Source organism: Mesorhizobium sp. NZP2234, from assembly GCF_013170765.1.
GTDB lineage: Bacteria > Pseudomonadota > Alphaproteobacteria > Rhizobiales > Rhizobiaceae > Mesorhizobium > Mesorhizobium loti_D.
On sequence record NZ_CP033364.1, the window covers coordinates 6,592,909 to 6,611,861 of the forward strand.

Here is an 18,953-nt window from a genome sequence, read left to right on the forward strand (position 1 = left end):
GGCGGCAGCAATGCCGCCCCCTTTTTTTGGAATGGAGCCGGTCGGAAAAGGTTTGGGGCTCGCGCTTCAGCTTTGCTTTCTCGTCTTCCAAGGCTTTCAGCCGTTTGGCATCGGAGACGTCCATCCCGTCATACTTCGCCTTCCAGTTATACAGCGTCGCCTCGGAGATCCCATGCTTGCGCGCCAGGTCGCCCGCCTTTGCTCCCGCCTCATGCTCACGCAGAACCGCGATGATCTGCTCTCTTCCGTAAACCGCTTTCTCTTCATCAGTCCGTCCTTCAATCGAGGCCGGACTCCTCAGGTGGGGGAAACTACCCGTGGCAGGCCAGTCGTCCGCGCATTGCCCACCTGTGGTAGTTCCAGATCCTACGTCTCCGATAAGGCCAGCGCCAAGGATCCGTCCCCTTCTAGGTCCAGTTGATGGGTTCCGACCTCGACAATCGGATTAGAAGCGTAAAGCTGCGTTCGTTTAATTCCCAGCCTTTTCACCACTTCCGACTTTAGCTCTACGCCAGCGACGTCGATCAAATGGAAACATAACGAAATCGCGCACGGTGAGCGGCTCGGATTGGTCTCGGAGGCCAACTTCCGGCCACTCGTTCTTTTTTGGCCAGTATGCCGTTGCAAAAATCGTGTCCCAGATAGTTGTAAAGAACCCGTAGTTTCGGCGCTGGTGATGGGGTTCCAACGAGTGGTGAATGCGGTGGAACTTGTTGTCGCCAATGATATATCGAAGCGGCCCAAGATTGATGCGGGTGCTAGAGTGTGAAAGATGGACCTGAAAAGTAATCAGCGTCATGGCAACAAAAGGCACTACGCCAGATTCGAAGTGGAACAGCGTGAGTGGTAGTGACACCAACCCTGCGGCAACGAGTGGCTCGGAAATGTGATGATGGCAATTCCATGCCGTCAATTCGCGGATCGAGTGGTGAGTAGCGTGCATGCGCCAGAGGAATGGAACAGCATGCTGAGCGCGGTGCATCCAGTAGTAGAAGAAGTCGCCGGCAATCGCGACCAAAACGCCTGAAAGGACGGCCAATCCATTATTAATGATTGCGTTGTCAGAGTGAAGCAACGTACCGAAATTGATCGTTACAAGCGGCTTTATCCCTAACCAGCCCACGCTCACAGCGTAGAAGTGCCACATAAAGGCACCACATCCGAGGCGAATAATATAATTTCGCACGCCGCGAGCGTATGAAGCAAAACTGTATCGATAGGCCGGAAAGGTTAGCTCCAGCGCGGCGCATAACGTTGCGAAGATTACAACCATCTCAAGCGAATACACGAAGATCTGGGTCATTTGGTTAATATCGAGAATGTGCATTTCTTTGCTCCTGCGAATCCTTCAAAATGAGGGGCTCTCATCAACGCAGTGCCTTCGTCACGAGGGCGAGACCAATGTTATGCGTCTCCGGCGCAGCCCTAAACTCGAGTCGGCATCCGGACCGATATCCGCGCAGAAATCACGGCGCACGGCAGGGATGTGCTATGCAGTTTTCACAGAGAGTTAAAATTAGTTTTTTGGATAGACCCATCCATCTCCCAAATGGTTGGAGGAGCCCCAGTAGACGAAGTGGTTTGCGCAAAACGACCAGCTATGCGCCAGTGATGAGGCGTGCAGCAGAGGTTGCATAGCCAGCAGCGTTGCGAACGGAGATCGTGTCTCAGGAAGTTCTCTAATCGCCTTCGTCAATAGGCTCCTTCTCTCCTCGTTGGTGCAGCGCCTGCCGGGCTCAGGGTTCTCTCCGAGGTCGATTGCAAGGATCGCCGCATGTTTGCGTTGGAACGGGTGGGGTCGAACTGGTGTTCGCGGTTCCGTAGGACCGCATGCATGGGAGCGACCTCATCCGCGCAGCGTCCCGGCAAGGATGCAACTCGGGAACTGGAGTTGATGATGGAAATCGAAAACTCCTTATTAGAGCATGGACCCAACTATGCGCGTCGTTTACGTCGGAAGGCGCCGGCGAAGGACGATATATGGCATCTCGATGAAGTCGTGGTGCGGCATCAACGGTCAGAAATGCTGGCTGTGGCGAGCAGTCGATCAAGAGGGCTATGTGCTCGACGAGATCGTCCAGACGCGCCGCAACACCAAGGCTGCCAGGCGCTTGCTGATGCGGCTTCTGAAGAACCAGGGCATCGCGCCAAAGCGGATCACCGACAAATTGCGCTCCTACGGGGCGGCAAGACGCCAGGTCATGCCGAACGTGGAACACCGATCGCACAAAGGATTGAACAACCGAGCAGAGAATTCCCACCTTCCGTACCGAAAACGAGAGCGGACGCGACAGGGGCCGTTGCTTATCGGCTTGCCTGAAAAGCCACAGCGGGAACTTGCGCGCCCGTACCTCAAATAACGTGACAGCACCGCAAAAGGGGTTCGCGATGCTCTTCACGAGCCCGTCCCGCGTGTGCCTGTCATGAAGTGAAAGCTTTCCGAAGCGCGAATCGAGATTGAGGCTGTCATTGCTCTCGGCTAATCAGGAAGTGCTTTTGCAAAGACGGAGGGCCGGTCGATCTCGTCCGATCGTCCGGCACAAGGTGTGCTTATTAGTACACTAGCGCAGCTAGTAACTTAGCCATGAAGGGGGACCACGGTTTGACCGTGACACAGTCGCTGACGAGACGTCTCAAAAATCCCGAGCTATTTGACGATCTGGCCGGTGTGCCTGGTCGGAATGCGGAGCAAGCCACGAGGCGCTTTTCGGTGTTCAATCCCTCAACAGGCGAGCTGTTGGCTGAGCTTCCAGATATGGATGTCCGGGACGTTTCCTTGGCAATCGACAAGGCCGAAGCTGCGCAGGAACATTGGGCGGCGCTCACCGCGCGCGAGCGCTCCGACATCTTATGGGAATGGCACCAACTGATCCTCGACCACAGCGAGGATCTTGCAGCCATTTTGACGGCCGAAATGGGTAAGCCGCTTGCAGAGGCGAAGTCTGAAATCGCCCATGCTGCAGCCTACCTCCAATGGTATGCCGAGGAGGCCAATCGCATCTATGGCGAGACGATTTCGCCGCCTTCTAACGACAGGCGTATGCTGGTAATCAAACAGCCGATCGGTGTTGTCGGTGCCATTACTCCTTGGAATTTTCCCGCCTCGATGGTGGCTCGCAAGATTTCGCCGGCGCTTGCCGCCGGCTGCGCGATTGTTCTGAAACCCGCGGAGCAAACACCGCTTGTCGCGGGTGCTATGTTCACGCTTGCCCGGATGGCAGGTTTTCCCGATGGCGTTCTAAACTTGATCTACGCATCGGAAGGCGATGCGGTTGGGCGTGAACTTTGCTCGAACCCGAAGGTCCGCAAGATTAGCTTCACGGGGTCGACCGCGGTAGGGCGGCTGCTCATGAGGGCGTGTTCGGACCAGATCAAAAGAACCAGCTTCGAACTTGGTGGTAACGCTCCTTTCATTGTTTTTGATGATGCAGACGTAGACGCTGCCGTCGATGGTGCGGTACAGGCAAAGTTTCGGAATGCCGGCCAGACCTGCGTTTCAGCCAATCGGCTTTACGTACAGTCCAGCGTGTATGATGAATTCTGCGACAAATTCACCAAGCGCGTCAGTGCATTGCGCGTCGGTGACGGTTTCGAGCCAGAAGTTTCGATCGGTCCCCTGATCGATAAGTGCGCGCTTGCAAAGATTGAAGATCATATTCGCGATGCTGTGCGGCAGGGTGGGAAGATCCGTTGCGGTGGCAACCGTATCGGCGAATCGGGAACCTTCTTTGAGCCCACGGTGATCACCGACGTCGAAAGGACAATGCGGGTTGCTCAGGAAGAAACCTTCGGACCGCTGGCTCCCATAATCCGCTTCAACAATCCCGACCAGGTGGTGCGCGAGGCGAATGACACGATTTACGGTCTTGCAGCCTACTTCTACGCTTCCAATCTAAAGCGTGTGTGGCGCGTGGCTGAAGCCCTCGAATACGGAATGGTCGGCATCAATACGGGACGCATGTCCTCCGAGGCCGCACCCTTTGGCGGAATGAAGCAATCAGGGATTGGTCGTGAAGGGTCGCGCCACGGCCTCGAGGATTATCTCGAAATGAAGTACCTGTGCATGGGTGGGTTATAATCCCGCAGCATCCGCGTCCCATTGACATCGCGCTGACAATCCGCCGCGGCCATCATGGAATGGTGGCCTTCGCTCAAGGCCCAGCGTAAACCTTGATGCCGTCATCGCCGCCGCCATCCTCGCCTTCGGCCGTATTCACCGCTACCTGATTCACCACGTGCTTGCCATGTAATCCGCCAGGAGTGGTTTTCCTGTCTCGGCCGCGATACTGGACCAGATCAACGAGCACAGGGGCGTGCTCGCCACCTGTCGAGCCGTGCTCGCAATAAGGAATTCGCCGCGCTGGATTGATCATTAGTCCGACGGCACGGCGGTCCCCTTAATCCGCCCATTGTTTCCGGAGCTTGGTTTGTCGCCGACACAGCCGCGAGCGTCCCTCGGGTTCGACCGGCCGCCGATGACCGCCGCGAGCCGAATGCGCTTAACAAGATGGCCAATCGCCCGCTCGATTTGACGCATTCACTAGGAGAGTCCCGGCAAGGGCCTGAGATATTGCTGGCTTTCGCGGCGCAGTGACCCATTGAGCCTGATCAGTTCATACTGGCGTAGAACGTACGGGCGCTTTGCGAGGTCCGATGCACGAAAACCTTGTAAAATAGGCAGGCCGAACTGCCCACCTCGCGGAAAATCCACAAGCCCGGTGCCATCCACCCGCACATCAGGGTGCTGGTGCGCGAAATTTCCGTCCATCCGACAGCCGGCGAGCCTTCGATCACAGTTCTACGATCCGTCTGGTCGAATGGCGGCATCTTCTGAAGCCTTATTGCAGCCCTAGCTTCCTCTTCAGTTCCGCGTTCTCTGTGCGCAGGCGTTCCGCGAGCAGGCTCTTCAATCGCTTGTTTTCTTTCTCGAGGGCGACCAGGTCCTTCAGATCGTCGCCATCGGATCTAGGCGCCGCGGCCCTCTTCCAGTGATAATAGGTCTGTTCCGATATACCGGCCTGCTTTACGGCGCTCTTGAGAGTGGTGCCGCCGCTGATCGACGTCTCGACCTGAGCGAGCTTCTGGGCGCGCTCTTCTCCGGAGTAGACCTTCCGGGCGCTCCGCACGGCCGCTGCTGTTGCTGTTGCTTCCTTCGCCGGGGACGCCGTATTGGCGCCATTCTTGCGACCGGGCTCAGTCTTTGCCTTCCGCGACGGTGGGGTTTTCTTCTTCGTTTCAGGCGTCCTTCCTTTGGGAGCGTGTTCGGTTGCAGTTTCTACTGATTCAGCGTCTAGGGGATTTGCCATGAGATACTCCGCTCGCGGTTTGTGCGCGTGTTCAGCATCAAGGGCTATGACATTAGAGTCAATCAGCCGACGATTTGGCAGATCCATGTCTTTGAGCTCCTCCCTTGTTGTGTCGGCTATAGCTGCGGAGAGATCGACATCGCTCCAGATGGAATGGCCCCGTTTTTGATAATTGCGCTTTTGTTTAACCTCCACAGTGAAGGGTCGGGTCTGCCGCCTCATAGTTTCTTCCTTGTTGGAACGAATTGCACAGGAGGTCGCGGCTGACGAAGACTGAACAACTGGCGCTTCCTCTGTTGCGCCGAGCTATATGGATGAGATAGCCCGAGAGCAAGCGGCACTTGCGGTGTGCATTGACAAATGCTCGAGCCACGTCGCTGGCTGGTCGCAGCTTTGTTTTCATATCGGTGCGTTTGCAGAGCTGCAACAGCTGCTCGCGCGTCGCAACGCCATCGAGCACGTTTTGAAGGAGGTGGATCTGAAGGCATCCGGTTTCTGCCGGGCGCACGCCAACGCCGCGCGGAATGTTGTCCGCGATGGCTCGATCAGGTGGTTGCGAGCTTGGCAGCGAATCTAAGGCGGGGGGTGCATGCAGCGACATATCACGACACAGTCGGCTAGTCGGAGCGTCTGATCGACGTGGCCGGCAAGGCGGTCATGCTGTCGTGACGCATGTGGGCGTCGACGGGTCAGGTTTTCATTTGGCGTTTCAATTGAATTCGGAAATGAAAGTCCCCCTAGCTTTCCAGTTGGATAGGCCTCGCCGGAAGTCATGATCGTCTCGTCCCAGTGAAGGTCGCAATCATTCGTGATTGCGACCTTCGCTAGCCAGCTCCGGCCAATCATTGCGGGAGGATATGCAATACAGGTCGAGGCGTTGTCGGCGTTTCGGCGGGTAAGACGGGATAGGCGACCTCCGGTACTTTTCCGGTCAGCGAATTAAGGAAGGCAACGAGCAGGTCGACTTCTTTTTCCGTCAATTCTTGGCCGAGCTGGGTGGTCCCCATAATGGCGACGGCCTGTTTCAGATCCCAAACCTTGCCCGAATGAAAGTATGGCGCGGTGAGTGCTACGTTGCGCAACGGCGCCACGCGGAAAACATAGGAATCGTCGGCTTCATGGGTCACGGCAAATCGGCCTTTGTCGTTTTCCGGCAGGACATCGGTGTTGGGCTTTTCAACGAGGCCGAATGGGGAATAGCCCTCCCCACCCACGTTGATACCGCCGTGGCAGGACGAGCAGCCTTTGTCCATGAAAAGCGTCAGGCCCTGTTTCTGTTCGGAAGTCATAGCGGCGTCATCGCCGTTGAGGAAGGCATCGAAGGGCGCCGGTGTGACCAGTGTCGCCTCAAAGGCTTCGATTGCCCTGGCGACGTTTTCGAAGGTGACGCGATCGGCTTCGCCCGGGAAAGCTGAATTGAACCACTCGACATATTGCGGCATCGACTTGAGCGTGGCGATGAGTTGACCTGGTGTGTTGGCCATTTCGACAGCGGCTTGGATCGGTGCCTTGGCCTGAGCCTTTAGGTCTTCAGCACGACCATCCCAGAACTGCGCGATGTTGAAGACAGCGTTCAGTACCGTCGGCGCGTTGCGCGGTCCCTTCTGCCAACCATGGCCGATCGAGCTTTCATGATTGTCGTCGCCCCCGGTGGCCAAGTTGTGGCACGAATTGCACGACAAGACGCCTGACGCCGAGACGCGTGGATCGAAGAACATTGCCTTGCCCAGGGCTATCTTCTCCGGTGTGATCGGGTTGTTGGCGACTGTCGGCGTGATGGATGGTAGAGCCTTGAAGGTGGCCCGTGCTGTTTCTCTGAGGTATACGGGGATCGTTTGCGCAGCAAAAGCGATGGCCGGCAACGCGACAGCCACCGTAGTGAATAGGATTTTCACAAGTGATCTCCCTGCGTTTTGCACGGAAGCCATTGTTGATATGCGGTTCGTGAACGCTTTGCGCTAAAGGCGGCAATCCTCTTTGCATAAAATCGATTCTGACGCGGACCTGACATATTGTCTTCCTTCGTTGCATTGCGCGATGTCACCCACGATGAACGCCAGTCGGTATCTCCTGTCGCCTCTCGAGAAGCATCAAAAGTCGTGCCAACTGAGCAGAAGGAACCTCCGGGGGATTTTCTGGTCATCATTCAATAGGTTGAAGGAATTCGCAGCAAAGCGCAGCCCTACTCCGGTGTCGCGGATCTGACAGCCAACAGTCGGGCTGAAACAGAGAGATGTTGGTCCCTCAGCGTCTTGTCCGATGGGCACCCGGCCTCCTGCATGGGCGGGAGGGGACCACACGGTATTAAAGCTCAAGATGAACGCCGCCGGCAAGCATCGCTAGACAGTCCCCGCAGATACTTTGACGCTGGTCCGCGAGCTGGTGCGCCTAGTGCCCGACCGCCAGATCGCGGCTCCTCAATCGCGCCGCAAGCCGACGGCGCGTTAAAGCGGCCGCGCAATCATCGATGTGAGCGTGATGACGGCGCTGCACTGTGTCGTCGAATTGTGGCCACTGGAGCAATCCTCGTAAAGCGAGCCAAGGTTCTTGATCTAAACGGCGGCGGCCGCCATATTAGCGTAGCGCCTCTCACACGTTCGAGAGTGATCGCATTTTTGGATGCCGCCGGCTCGGGCTGTTTCGGCATCCTATTCCAACATCGGCCGCCGCTTGTTTCGAGTTATCGAATGGCCGTTCTCTGCATTTGGAGGCAAAATGACCGCAACGCCTTTCGCGCTGCCCGAGGCAGTGCTTACCGCAATCTCAAACGGAAAACCCGTAATTCAGGCATGTCGGGAACATCTTGGCTATTCGACCGAGGACGTTGCCGTGACCAGCGGTCTGACAGTCGAGGAGGTCGGGCTGATCGAATCTGGCCATTGTTTCGACAAGGGCTATCGCGATCGGATCGCTCGGGCGCTTGGCTTGGCTGAGAGTATCTTCGATGAAATCTGGGGTATCCCGAATGCTGCCTGACGTCGGCCTCTGAAGATTACCCGCCGCCTGCTAGGTCGGATCAAAATCCCAAGGGTATATCAATACCCTTACGGCGGCGGGGCGGTGGCAGAATTCTTATTTCTACGGAATCGATTCGCTCTGCGGAAGATCGGCCTCATGCTGGGTGACACGGATGTAACCTTGGCCCGCACGAGAGGCCAGATCTGTGGATAGAGAGAACCGGCTAGCCGGTTGATGGTACGAGGGCATGTGGACAAAATATCCCTACCCGATGGTGGCGCCGAACTACGGCACAACGATCAGCGCTTGCGAAGTCGAGCGCTTAGACGAAAGATTTCGGCGAAACCACCCGAGGCCATCAGGAAGGTTCGTCACGATGAAAGCGATCCCTTGCCCGTTCTGCACAAGCTGCGAGGTTAGGCCATATGAGACGGACGAGGCGCGCGTTGTGATGAAATGCGAGGACTGCGGTGCATCGGGGCCGGTCTGCATCGACGAAGTCAACGCCGTCGAAAGCTGGAATTACCGTCCATCTGCCCAGCCCGAATAGGATTGTCCACGTGGCATGGCGATAGCGATGCGCCTACGCCTAATGGCCCCGGTCCGTCACCGGCGCGCAGGAGCGTATTATCTTCGTCAGCCAGTGCCGCGTTTCTCTTCCGAGCCCGCCAGTCAGGCCCGGCGCATGCTGGCCTACCCCGTCAGAGCGCCAGGCCGCTCATGTCGCGCCTGCCGTACATGGCAACGAACCTTATCGCGCACCTGATCGACTGATTTTGCCGATCACCTTCCGCAACTCGAGCGGCTGTAGCCGCATGCCGTTGCAGCGTATGCGCAAGTGTCGTCTGACAATCTCGCCGGAAAACTGCCATCTCAACAATTCGGCCAGCCTATTGTTCGACATCGCTCACTAGCTATACTCATAAAACCTGTTCTGGTTTGCCCGCCTTGCCTAGCCGCCGGTCGCCTGACAGCCCAGTGCCGACGCAGGTTCGGTCTGCCAGCCACCGTAGGGCATGTAACGTTGGACTGTCAGGTTCGACCGTATACGTCCTCAAGCCGCACGATGTCATCTTCGCCGAGATACTCGCCGCTTTGGACCTCGATCATCACCAGTCCGATATTGCCGGGGTTTTCGAGCCGGTGTTTGTGGCCGCAAGGGATATAGGTGGATTGATTGGTGGTCAGGAGTAGCTCCTGGTCGCCGTTGACTATTTTCGCAGTGCCGCTGACCACGACCCAGTGCTCGGAGCGGTGATGGTGCATCTGCAGGCTCAAGCGTCCGCCCGGCTTCACCTCGATGCGCTTGATCTTGAAGCGCTCGCTTTCCTCCAGAACCGTGTAGGTGCCCCAGGGCCGGTGCACGGTACTGTGAAGCAAGTGCGCTTCATGTCCCGCAGCCTTGAGGCCCTCGAAGAGTTTCTTGACGTCCTGGACGCGATCGCGGGATGCAACAAGCAATGCATCTGGGGAATCCACGATCACCAGGTCGCTGATGCCGACGGTGCCGATGACGCGTTTGTCCGAGCTTATGTAACTGCCCACGGTGTCGACCACATGGACATCGCCGCGAATCCTGTTGCCGCTCGCGTCAGCGGCGACCAGTTCGGCCATTGCGTTCCAAGATCCAATGTCGTTCCACCCCATTTCGCAGGGAACGACAGCGAGATTGTGGGTTTTTTCCATCACCGCATGGTCGAGTGAAATACGCGGCGCCATGGCGAAGTGCTCAGATGAGAGTTCGACGCTGGCAACTTGTTCGCCGTGGCTGACGCGAGCGTTATTATAGCTATCGAGAACGGCATCGATCACCTCCGGGCAATGCGCAGCCATTTCGTCGAGCATGACCTGTGCCTTGAAGCAGAAGATGCCGGCGTTCCAGAAGAAACGTTTGGACGCGACATAAGATTTGGCAGTCTCGGCGTTCGGTTTCTCGACGAACCGGACAACTTTCTCACCGTCGGCCTCGATGTAGCCGAATGCGGTGTCTGGCCTATCCGGGGTTATGCCCAAGGTTGCGATACGCCCCTGCTGCGCCTGTTCGATTGCCCGGTTCATGGCGGTTTGAAATGCGGGCAGATCACCAATCATATGGTCGGCGGGAAAAATACACAGAACAGCATCGGGACCCTGTGTTGCCTTGGCATGGACGGTTGCCGCAGCGACGGCGGCGGCGGTATCCCGACCCTCAGGCTCAAGCAGAAAGGTGCGTGGCAAAACAACGGAATCCAGCTCGTCGAAAACGTCTTTCGTAAGGAAGAGGTGCCCCGTGGACGTCACGGTAACAAGCTCCACTACATGCTGCATCGAAGCGGCGCGCAACACGGTGTGCTGGATGAGCGAAAGTCCATCCGCCACCTTGAGGAAAGGTTTGGGGTGCGATTGCCTTGAGGCGGGCCAGAGCCGCGAACCAGCTCCACCGCTGATGATGACCGGAACCACTTTCATCAAAGGTCCTCTATCTCGTCTGTAAGCGCGAATGCCTGTGCCCCTTGCAGCGTCGAGGCGACGATCGCCATGGCCCTGCTCTCGGTCGAAGCTTCCGAGTAGCAGCGCAGTTCCGGGGCATTGCCGGAAGGCCGCAGATGTATGATCTCACCTGAAAGCATCCGCGCCCTGAGGCCATCGGTTTCGTCAACTTCGGCGACGGTCCCGAACGAGGCAAGAAAGTGCTGCAGTGCGTTCCGGCTTGCGAGATGATCCATCAATCTGCGTGAACTTTCCGCGGGGAAGTTCTGAAGCCGGTCACTGGCGCACACAGGAAGATTCCAAAGCCCGCGCAGTCGCGACAGCTTCTTTTTTGTCGACGCCATGGTACTGAGGACGGCCAGGATCGGGAGGAATGAGTCCCGCGTCGGCAGTGCAGTCAATGTCTTCCCATTCACCGTACAATCCGAGCCCAGCAGAACACCACCATTGGCCTCAAAGCCGACGATGACGCCGCCGGCGCCGTGTAATGCTTCCATTGCTTCTATGACAAATGGGGACCCGACTTTCGTCCTCTGGACCGCGAAACCCAAGGCCTTCGAAATTCCCGAATTGGAGGTCACTGGCGTCACGATCGTGTCTGCCTTCAGGAAAAGAGCCGTTGCAAGCCCAACCAGGTCGCCGCGAAGAAGATCGCCATTTTCATCAGCGATGAGTGGCCGATCAGCGTCCGCATCGGTCGACACGATGGCATCGAGACCGAATTCGCGGACCCACTTCTTCAATTTTGCGATTGTTGCTGCGTCCACGGCTTCGGTATCGACAGGTACGAAGGTCCCGGTTTTCCCGACGGCGACCACGCTGGCACCGAGCGATCGAAGAACCTGTACCAACAGTTCCGCCGCGACCGAACTGTGCTGATAGACACCAAGTCTCATGCCGGAAAGTGAGCCCGGCTCCAGCATGTCATGGGCGCGCTCTCGATAAGAGGCGATCGCTTCTTCACGGTGCATAGGCCACGTCGTTCCCAGACAAGCCGTTGGTAAGCAATACGCAATTGATCTTTCGGCTACAAAGCGCGTAATCGCGGCCTCATCCGCCTTGCTGATTTCACCATTCGGGCCATAGAATTTGATGCCATTGCGATCGGCTGGAATGTGCGACCCGGTGACCATAAGAGCCGCCGCGCCGTGTTTGTATGCATATAATGCCAGGGCAGGCGTAGGTATGGTGCCGCAATCGATCGGCTGGAAACCATTTGCGGCCAACGCCGCCATGCAATTGTCGGCTATCGCCTGACTGCTGTCACGTAGGTCGCGGCCTATGAAGACCGAACTATTCGGCTGAACCCGGCTGGAAATCAAACGCCAAGCGAAAGCTTCGGCATAAAGTCCGCTGGCCTTGCCGACCAATTCCGAAGCCAATCCTCGAACGCCGCTTGACCCGAATTTCATGATTTCGCTTTGCTAGTGGACAGGCAGGGTGGGGTCATGTTGCAATGGGCTAGTACTTTCTATTGCAAGCGCCATCGTTGTCAGCCACCTGCTGTTCAGATATGCGGTCTCTACAACACGGTGTGGCGTAAGGACCCCTCAGAGTTCCGCCGAACAGCAGGGCATCCACTGGCACAGGGGCATCCACAGTTCTCCTTCTATTGGAATCTTTTGGCGCGCTCATCTAATGATCAAAGGCAGTGGAGTGATCGATCGGTGCCTGCCGGTATTTCGCTATGCAGCATCATGGCAGGTCCGTAAACTTGGTTGTTTGGATGGAATGCATCCATGGCATGGATAGGGCTAGAAGGCCGTCTCGATCAGCGCAATGGAACCGTGTGATTCTTAGGTATTTGGATTAAGGTCAGCCAGAGCGCTCGCCGACCATGGCGTCGCCTAGGGCGCTAGGACGTCGCCTAGGGCGCTAGACCCAAGCAGGAACCGATGCTTGGATCAGCTGGGGCGACGATCAGCGCCGACAATGCCTTGCCTTGCGACGCCTTCAGAAAGTTGTTTCTGGAATTGCGTTCGATCAAGCCCAGCGCAAAACCTTGATGCAGTCGTCGCCGCCGCAATCTTCGCCTTCGGCTTTGTCTACATCCATCCGTTCGAGGACGGAAACGGCCGCATTCACCGCTACCTGATCCACCACGTCCTTGCCATGCACCGCTTCAATCGCCGGGAGTGGTGTTTCCCGTCTCGGCCGCGATCCTGGACCAGATCGACGAGTACAGGCGCGTGCTGGAGAGCAATTCGAAGCGCCTTCTGCCATTGGTCGAACGGGAACCGCCGCCGCAATTCAACGTCCGGGTGCTGAATGACACCGCGGATTTCTACTGACACTTCGATGCAACCCCGCACGCCGAATTTCTTTTTGCCTGCGCTCGGCGGACGATCGAACGGTACCTCCCTGACGAAACAGCCTTTTCTGCAGCGCTACGATCAATTCCGGCAATAGGTGAATGCCTTTATCGACATGCCCGAGCGGCTGATCGATCTGCTCTTCCGTTTCCTTAACCAGAATGGTGGCCCCTATCGAGCCGCGCCCTCGGAAAGGAATTCCCAGCTCTGACCAATGACGAGGCGCGGCGGCTCGAGGCGATCTATGCGCAGACCAGAAAACGGCAAAGCACGCGGCAGAAGCCTTTCACTGGACTGCCGGTCGACCCTTGCGTTGTCGCCGAAACTCGGGACGTACAAGTTCTGGGGCAAACCGGACAAGCCGAAGGTGTGTCGGGAATGCTGCTGCGCCACAGCAGTGATTTCTGCATCGTCTATACGCCTACATACGCAGCGCCGGACTCAGCCCCCCAGCGGTCGAAGATGCGCGACAAGTCGCGTGCAAAGTCATCTTGGGGACGCTGACAACAAGGTACGTGCGCTCAATCGCGTCCACCCCATTCACAAAACCGGCTCCGTGGAGTAGTGGGAACGCAGAGAAATCTCCGGTCGCAGCCTTACCCGGTCAAAACAAGGACTCAAACCATGAATGCCCTCGTCATCTGCTCCGGCGGATTGGACTCTGTTTCGCTCGCTCACAAGGTGGCGACCGAGCAGAAACTCATTGGCCTGCTTTCGTTCGATTACGGCCAGAGGCACAAAAAGGAACTCGGCTTTGCCGCCATCTGCGCCAAGCGGCTGGGTGTTCCGCACCAGATCGTCGATATCCGCGATGTTGGCCGGAACCTGAGCGGCTCGGCGCTGACTGATAATGTGGACGTGCCCGACGGGCACTATGCCGAAGACTCCATGAGGATCACGGTGGTGCCGAATAGGAACGCCATCATGCTGGCCATCGCCTTCGGGGTTGCCGCCGCGCAGAAGGCCGATGCGGTGGCCACTGCCGTCCACGGCGGAGATCATTTCATCTATCCTGATTGCCGGCCCGCTTTTATCGACGCCTTTCAGACGATGCAGAACCATGCGCTCGCAGGCTACGCCGATATCCGCCTGTACGCTCCCTATGTGAATATGTCGAAGGCCGACATCGTCAGCGAGGGGGCAAAGTACGCCACGCCATTCGAGGCGACGTGGTCCTGCTACAAGGGCGGCGCACGTCATTGCGGTCGCTGCGGGACATGCGTCGAACGGCGCGAAGCATTCAATCTGGCCGGCATTGCCGACCCGACAGATTATGAGGACGCGGACTTCTGGCTCCACGCTATCCAGACAAGGAGCGCGTGATGTTCCGCATTACCAAAGAGTTCCACTTCTCGGCCTCGCATCAGCTCACCTCCTTGCCACCCGACCATCAGTGCGCACGTCTGCACGGCCACAACTACATCGTCGTCGTGGAGCTTTCAGGTGGCGAACTGGACGAACACGGCTTTGTGCGCGACTACCAAGATCTGGCGGCGTTCAAGCACTACATCGATGGGACGTTCGACCATCGGCATCTTAACGACGTGCTGGGGCATGACCATGCCACAGCGGAATGTCTGGCCAGGCACTTCTACGACTGGTGCAAGGTGCGGCTACCCGAAACCTCCGCCGTGCGGGTGAGCGAGACGCCGAAAACCTGGGCGGAATACCGGCCATGACTTGCGCGTTGCATCCCGGAATCCGGGTGAGCGAGATTTTTGGGCCGACCATTCAGGGCGAAGGCGTGCTGATCGGCTTGCCGACGGTTTTCGTAAGAACCGGCGGGTGCGATTATCGCTGTTCCTGGTGCGACAGCCTGCATGCGGTGGACCGTCGCTTCCGCCATGATTGGGAGATGATGTCTCCCGACGCGGTTTGGCAAAAGGTCATTGCGCTTTCCGGCGGTCAGCCCGTGATGGTATCGCTGTCGGGCGGCAATCCGGCCATCCAGCCGCTTAGCCAGTTGATCGACCGCGGGCATGGTGAGGGCTACCGTTTTGCATTGGAAACCCAAGGCTCGGTGTCTAAGCAATGGTTCGCGGATCTCGACGTGCTGGTACTAAGCCCCAAGCCGCCCTCAAGCGAAATGACGACAGATTGGGCCGCGTTCGACGCCTGCTTAGAGGCGGCGCAGGATAAGCCGCAGATGGCGCTCAAGCTCGTTGTCTTCGACGATGATGACTATGCCTATGCCAAAGACGCCGCGGCGCGCTACCCGCAATTACCCGTCTATCTGCAGCCCGGCAATCACACGCCGCCGCGTCCCGGCGACGAAGACGCGTTCATCGACATGGCCGGTGTGATGAGGCGCATGGAATGGCTAGTTGAAAAGGTGACCCGTGACAGGTGGTTCGAGGCGCGTGTACTGCCGCAGCTTCATGTTCTGCTCTGGGGAAACAGACGGGGCGTCTAGCCGAAGGATTGCCGACGACGAGCAAGACAGACATCTATAGCAATCTCACCCAACTTGGCGGCAGCAGCGTCGTTCCGGAAAGCCCCGAAAACACCGTGCTGGAAAAGGCACCGAATCCGCATGAGGGCTCGCCTTGTTGGGGGCGCTTCACCGCTCCTCTGGAGCGTAACTTGCTCTCGATACTACCATGCTTTTCCGCTGGGTTTGTTTGATCGTCGATCACCGCTGCGGGACGAATGCGCTTGACAAAATAGCGCCGGCCCATTCAATTCGACGCATTCACCAGGGGAGTCCCGGCAAGGGGCTGAGATACTGCTGGCTTTCGCGGCGCAGTGACCCGTTGAACCTGATCCAGTTCATACTGGCGTAGGGACGGTGCAAGCGCTTTGCGGGAGTCCACGCCCGAGATCCTGTTTCGGCAGGTCGGCAGAAGCGTCTTTTCATCCTTCCGGCACAGAACTGGGTCTCCAATGCATGAGCAAAGGAGCCTCAAGATGGATGCCCTCACCCCCGCCGTGTCGACGGGACCACTGCCCGCCTCGCGGAAGATCCACAAGCCCGGTACCATCCACCCGCAGATCAGGGTGCCGATGCGCGAAATCTCCGTCCATCCAACGGCCGGCGAGCCGCCCGTCACCGTCTATGATCCGTCCGGCCCCTATACCGACCCGACTGTCGAAACCAGCATCGAAAAGGGCCTCGCCCGGCTTCGCCATGAATGGATTACGGCGCGCGGCGATGTCGAAGCCTATGACGGTCGCCACGTGCGGCCGGAGGACAATGGTTTCGCGGTGGGCGAGCGCCTGACGCCGGAATTTCCCATTCGCAACCGGCCGCTCAGGGCCAAGGCCGGCAAGGCGGTGACTCAGCTTGCCTACGCGCGCGCCGGCATCATCACGCCTGAGATGGAGTTCGTCGCCATCCGCGAAAACCTCGGCCGCGAGGTCCTGCGCGGCAAGCTGCAACGCGACGGCGAAGCCTTCGGCGCGGCGATCCCCGACTTCGTCACGCCCGAATTCGTCCGCGACGAGGTGGCGCGCGGGCGTGCGATCATTCCCGCCAACATCAATCATCCCGAGAGCGAGCCGATGATCATCGGTCGCAATTTCCTGGTGAAGATCAACGCCAACATCGGCAACTCGGCAGTCACCTCCTCGATGGCCGAAGAGGTCGAAAAGATGGTCTGGGCGATCCGCTGGGGCGCCGACACGGTGATGGACCTGTCGACCGGCCGCAACATCCACAACATCCGCGAATGGATCGTGCGCAACGCGCCGGTGCCGATCGGCACGGTGCCGCTCTATCAGGCGCTCGAAAAGGTCAACGGCATTGCCGAGGACCTGACCTGGGAGGTGTATCGAGACACGCTGATCGAACAGGCCGAACAGGGCGTCGACTATTTCACCATCCATGCCGGCGTGCGGCTGCACTACATCCCGCTGACTGTCGACCGGGTCACGGGCATCGTCTCGCGTGGCGGGTCGATCATGGCCAAATGGTGCCTACACCATCACCGGGAGAGCTTCCTTTACGAGCATTTCGCCGAAATCTGCGACATCTGCCGCGCCTATGATGTGTCCTTTTCTCTCGGCGACGGCCTTCGTCCGGGCTCGATCGCCGACGCCAACGACGCGGCGCAATTCGCCGAGCTGGAAACGCTCGGCGAGCTGACGCAGATCGCCTGGGCCAAGGATTGCCAGGTGATGATCGAGGGGCCCGGCCACGTGCCGATGCACAAGATCAAGGAGAACATGGACAAGCAGCTCGCTGTCTGCGGCGAGGCGCCCTTCTATACGCTTGGGCCGCTGACGACCGACATTGCGCCGGGCTATGACCACATCACCTCAGGCATCGGCGCTGCGATGATCGGCTGGTTCGGCACCGCCATGCTCTGCTACGTCACGCCCAAGGAGCATCTCGGCCTTCCCGATCGCAACGACGTCAAGATTGGCGTGATCACCTACAAGATCGCCGCCCATGCCGCCGATCTGGCGAAGGGCCATCCGGCGGCAAAACTCAGGGATGATGCCCTCTCCCGCGCGCGCTTCGAGTTCCGCTGGGAGGACCAGTTCAACCTGTCGCTCGATCCTGAAACCGCGCGGTCCTTCCACGACCAGACCTTGCCCAAGGAGGCGCACAAGGTGGCGCATTTCTGCTCGATGTGCGGGCCGAAATTCTGCTCGATGCGCATTTCCCACGACATCCGCGCCGAGGCACAGAAGGAGGGCCTGGCGGCGATGGCGGCGAAATATCGCGCGGGTGGCGATCTCTATATGCCGGCTGACAAGACCGGCGTAGCACTCATGACAGGGGCGCCGGAGCCGTCATGAGGGTGCTGGTCAAAGGGGCCGGCGTCGCCGGCCTCACCGCCGCCCTCGAGCTCGCCACACGCGGCGCGGCGGTGACCGTTGCCGAGATAAGGCATGGCCTCGGCGGCAATGCGTCGTGGTTCGCCGGCGGCATGCTGGCGCCATGGTGCGAGCGTGAAAGCGCCGAGCAGCCAGTGCTGGATCTCGGATGCAATGCCGCAGACTGGTGGGAGGCGGCAACGCCTGGCCAGGTGACACGGGCGGGAACGCTGGTCGTGGCCGCGCCGCGCGATATGGGCGAGCTCGACCGGTTCGCCAGCCGTACCTCGGGTCATCGGCGTGTCGATGAAGATGAAATCGAGTTGCTCGAGCCCGACCTCGCCGGCCGCTTCCGCCGCGGCCTGTTCTTCTCCGACGAAGCCCATCTCGATCCGCGCCAGGCGATGGCGGCACTTCATGATAGGCTGGCGGCGATGGGCGTCGAATTCCGCTTCGGCGTCGATGCCCGGCACATTTCCCGTTTCGATCGCCGGATCGACTGTACGGGGATGGCGGCGGAAGACGACCGACTGCGCGGCGTTCGGGGCGAGATGCTGATCCTGCGCACGCCGGATGTGTCGCTGTCGCGCCCGGTCCGGCTGCTTCACCCGCGCTTTCCGCTTTACGTGGTGCCGCGCACCGGCCACCGTTTCATGGTTGGCGCGACGATGATCGAGAGCCGGTCCACGGGACCGGTGACGGCGCGTTCGATGATGGAGCTTTTGGGCGCGGCCTACGCTCTCCATCCGGCCTTTGGCGAGGCCGAGATCGTTGAAACCGGTGTCGGCGTCCGTCCGGCCTTTCCAGACAACCTGCCGCGAGTCGCGACCCACGGAAGCACCGTCGCAATCAACGGGCTCTATCGCCACGGTTTTCTCCTCGCCCCCGCCATGGCGCGCCAGGCTGCCGACCTGGTTTTCAATCAAGACGGAACCAAGGAGCTTGCTCATGAAATTGATGGTCAACGGCGAAGCGCATGAGATTGCGGCCACCACGCTGGCCGAGCTGCTTGCCGCACTCGACTATGAAGGCGAATGGCTGGCGACGGCCGTCAACAGCGACCTCGTGCACCGGGCCAACCGGGCGGAGTTCCGGTTGAGCGACGGTGACCGGATCGAAATCCTCTCGCCCATGCAGGGAGGCTAGA

15 protein-coding genes, 3 pseudogenes and 1 riboswitch are annotated in these 18,953 nt (G+C 58.7%); of the genes and pseudogenes, 11 read left to right on the forward strand and 7 right to left on the reverse strand.

Annotation, left to right across the window (positions count from 1 at the left end):
* Positions 1-61: 61 nt before the first annotated feature.
* Together EB230_RS31770 and EB230_RS31775 are read right to left on the reverse strand one after the other, a co-directional pair.
* A pseudogene (locus EB230_RS31770) lies at positions 62-267 on the reverse strand (transposase); the annotation flags it as partial.
* A 202-nt stretch (positions 268-469) separates the two neighbouring features.
* The gene (locus tag EB230_RS31775; RefSeq protein ID WP_097576030.1) at positions 470-1,327 is read right to left on the reverse strand and encodes a sterol desaturase family protein; all 858 of its coding nucleotides are present in this window, start codon (positions 1,325-1,327) and stop codon (positions 470-472) included.
* 609 nt (positions 1,328-1,936) lie between these two features.
* Here EB230_RS31775 and EB230_RS31780 point away from each other — a divergent pair.
* Positions 1,937-2,285, forward strand: a pseudogene (locus EB230_RS31780) (DDE-type integrase/transposase/recombinase); the annotation flags it as partial.
* A 299-nt stretch (positions 2,286-2,584) separates the two neighbouring features.
* Positions 2,585-4,078 (forward strand): NAD-dependent succinate-semialdehyde dehydrogenase, encoded by a 1,494-nt coding sequence (locus EB230_RS31785; protein ID WP_051355484.1) that lies wholly within the window; start codon positions 2,585-2,587, stop codon positions 4,076-4,078.
* A gap of 73 nt (positions 4,079-4,151) precedes the next feature.
* On the opposite strand, the gene EB230_RS32520 is transcribed toward EB230_RS31785, so the two are convergent.
* The 3 genes from EB230_RS32520 to EB230_RS31800 all read right to left on the reverse strand — a co-directional run bounded on the left by EB230_RS32520 (position 4,152) and on the right by EB230_RS31800 (position 7,234).
* Positions 4,152-4,373, reverse strand: coding sequence for a hypothetical protein (locus EB230_RS32520; protein WP_133117242.1), 222 nt, complete (start codon positions 4,371-4,373; stop codon positions 4,152-4,154).
* A gap of 465 nt (positions 4,374-4,838) precedes the next feature.
* A complete protein-coding gene (locus EB230_RS31790; RefSeq protein WP_109666679.1) occupies positions 4,839-5,528 on the reverse strand; it encodes a transposase in 690 nt (229 codons plus the stop codon).
* A gap of 620 nt (positions 5,529-6,148) precedes the next feature.
* Complete coding sequence (locus EB230_RS31800; RefSeq protein ID WP_109666676.1) at positions 6,149-7,234, reverse strand: cytochrome-c peroxidase; 1,086 nt, start codon at positions 7,232-7,234, stop codon at positions 6,149-6,151.
* A gap of 787 nt (positions 7,235-8,021) precedes the next feature.
* Between EB230_RS31800 and EB230_RS31805 the strand changes: the two genes are divergently transcribed.
* Complete coding sequence (locus EB230_RS31805; protein WP_027033144.1) at positions 8,022-8,282, forward strand: XRE family transcriptional regulator; 261 nt, start codon at positions 8,022-8,024, stop codon at positions 8,280-8,282.
* Positions 8,283-9,296: 1,014 nt separating this feature from the next.
* Here EB230_RS31805 and EB230_RS31815 read toward each other — a convergent pair.
* A complete protein-coding gene (locus EB230_RS31815) occupies positions 9,297-10,712 on the reverse strand; it encodes a mannose-1-phosphate guanylyltransferase/mannose-6-phosphate isomerase (RefSeq protein WP_172374863.1) in 1,416 nt (471 codons plus the stop codon).
* On the reverse strand, positions 10,712-12,145 hold the full coding sequence (locus EB230_RS31820) for a phosphomannomutase (protein ID WP_172374865.1): 1,434 nt from the start codon (positions 12,143-12,145) through the stop codon (positions 10,712-10,714). The genes EB230_RS31815 and EB230_RS31820 overlap by 1 nt, the downstream gene beginning before the upstream one ends.
* Positions 12,146-12,665: 520 nt before the next feature.
* On the opposite strand from EB230_RS31820, the pseudogene EB230_RS32900 reads away from it, so the two are divergent.
* The 8 genes and pseudogenes from EB230_RS32900 to thiS form a co-directional block, all read left to right on the forward strand.
* Positions 12,666-12,787: pseudogene (locus EB230_RS32900) on the forward strand (hypothetical protein); the annotation flags it as partial.
* An 84-nt stretch (positions 12,788-12,871) separates the two neighbouring features.
* Complete coding sequence (locus EB230_RS32905) at positions 12,872-13,024, forward strand: hypothetical protein (RefSeq protein ID WP_246707503.1); 153 nt, start codon at positions 12,872-12,874, stop codon at positions 13,022-13,024.
* A gap of 645 nt (positions 13,025-13,669) precedes the next feature.
* Entirely contained in the window at positions 13,670-14,368 is a 699-nt protein-coding gene (gene queC / locus EB230_RS31830) for a 7-cyano-7-deazaguanine synthase QueC (RefSeq protein ID WP_172374869.1), read from the forward strand.
* Complete coding sequence (queD, locus tag EB230_RS31835) at positions 14,368-14,724, forward strand: 6-carboxytetrahydropterin synthase QueD (RefSeq protein ID WP_044548957.1); 357 nt, start codon at positions 14,368-14,370, stop codon at positions 14,722-14,724. Before queC ends, queD begins: the two co-directional genes overlap by 1 nt.
* On the forward strand, positions 14,721-15,458 hold the full coding sequence (gene queE, locus EB230_RS31840) for a 7-carboxy-7-deazaguanine synthase QueE (RefSeq protein ID WP_027033137.1): 738 nt from the start codon (positions 14,721-14,723) through the stop codon (positions 15,456-15,458). Before queD ends, queE begins: the two co-directional genes overlap by 4 nt.
* Before the next feature lie 274 nt (positions 15,459-15,732).
* Positions 15,733-15,849: riboswitch (TPP riboswitch) on the forward strand.
* A 103-nt stretch (positions 15,850-15,952) separates the two neighbouring features.
* On the forward strand, positions 15,953-17,788 hold the full coding sequence (gene thiC / locus EB230_RS31845) for a phosphomethylpyrimidine synthase ThiC (RefSeq protein WP_172374870.1): 1,836 nt from the start codon (positions 15,953-15,955) through the stop codon (positions 17,786-17,788).
* The gene (gene thiO, locus EB230_RS31850; protein ID WP_172374872.1) at positions 17,785-18,786 is read left to right on the forward strand and encodes a glycine oxidase ThiO; all 1,002 of its coding nucleotides are present in this window, start codon (positions 17,785-17,787) and stop codon (positions 18,784-18,786) included. The genes thiC and thiO overlap by 4 nt, the downstream gene beginning before the upstream one ends.
* Positions 18,755-18,952, forward strand: a complete 198-nt coding sequence (gene thiS, locus EB230_RS31855) for a sulfur carrier protein ThiS (RefSeq protein WP_019863212.1) — start codon at positions 18,755-18,757, stop codon at positions 18,950-18,952. Before thiO ends, thiS begins: the two co-directional genes overlap by 32 nt.
* The last annotated feature ends 1 nt before the right edge of the window (position 18,953 follow it).

Coding starts and splice junctions, on each gene's coding strand:
- EB230_RS31815 (WP_172374863.1), bottom strand. CDS start 10,712: ATGAAAGTGGTTCCGGTCATCATCAGCGGTGGAGCTGGTTCGCGGCTC.
- thiC (WP_172374870.1), top strand. CDS start 15,953: ATGGATGCCCTCACCCCCGCCGTGTCGACGGGACCACTGCCCGCCTCG.
- EB230_RS31790 (WP_109666679.1), bottom strand. CDS start 5,528: ATGAGGCGGCAGACCCGACCCTTCACTGTGGAGGTTAAACAAAAGCGC.
- thiS (WP_019863212.1), top strand. CDS start 18,755: ATGAAATTGATGGTCAACGGCGAAGCGCATGAGATTGCGGCCACCACG.
- EB230_RS31800 (WP_109666676.1), bottom strand. CDS start 7,234: ATGGCTTCCGTGCAAAACGCAGGGAGATCACTTGTGAAAATCCTATTC.
- queE (WP_027033137.1), top strand. CDS start 14,721: ATGACTTGCGCGTTGCATCCCGGAATCCGGGTGAGCGAGATTTTTGGG.
- queC (WP_172374869.1), top strand. CDS start 13,670: ATGAATGCCCTCGTCATCTGCTCCGGCGGATTGGACTCTGTTTCGCTC.
- EB230_RS31805 (WP_027033144.1), top strand. CDS start 8,022: ATGACCGCAACGCCTTTCGCGCTGCCCGAGGCAGTGCTTACCGCAATC.
- EB230_RS31785 (WP_051355484.1), top strand. CDS start 2,585: ATGAAGGGGGACCACGGTTTGACCGTGACACAGTCGCTGACGAGACGT.
- EB230_RS31820 (WP_172374865.1), bottom strand. CDS start 12,145: ATGAAATTCGGGTCAAGCGGCGTTCGAGGATTGGCTTCGGAATTGGTC.
- EB230_RS32520 (WP_133117242.1), bottom strand. CDS start 4,373: ATGATCAATCCAGCGCGGCGAATTCCTTATTGCGAGCACGGCTCGACA.
- EB230_RS31775 (WP_097576030.1), bottom strand. CDS start 1,327: ATGCACATTCTCGATATTAACCAAATGACCCAGATCTTCGTGTATTCG.
- thiO (WP_172374872.1), top strand. CDS start 17,785: ATGAGGGTGCTGGTCAAAGGGGCCGGCGTCGCCGGCCTCACCGCCGCC.
- queD (WP_044548957.1), top strand. CDS start 14,368: ATGTTCCGCATTACCAAAGAGTTCCACTTCTCGGCCTCGCATCAGCTC.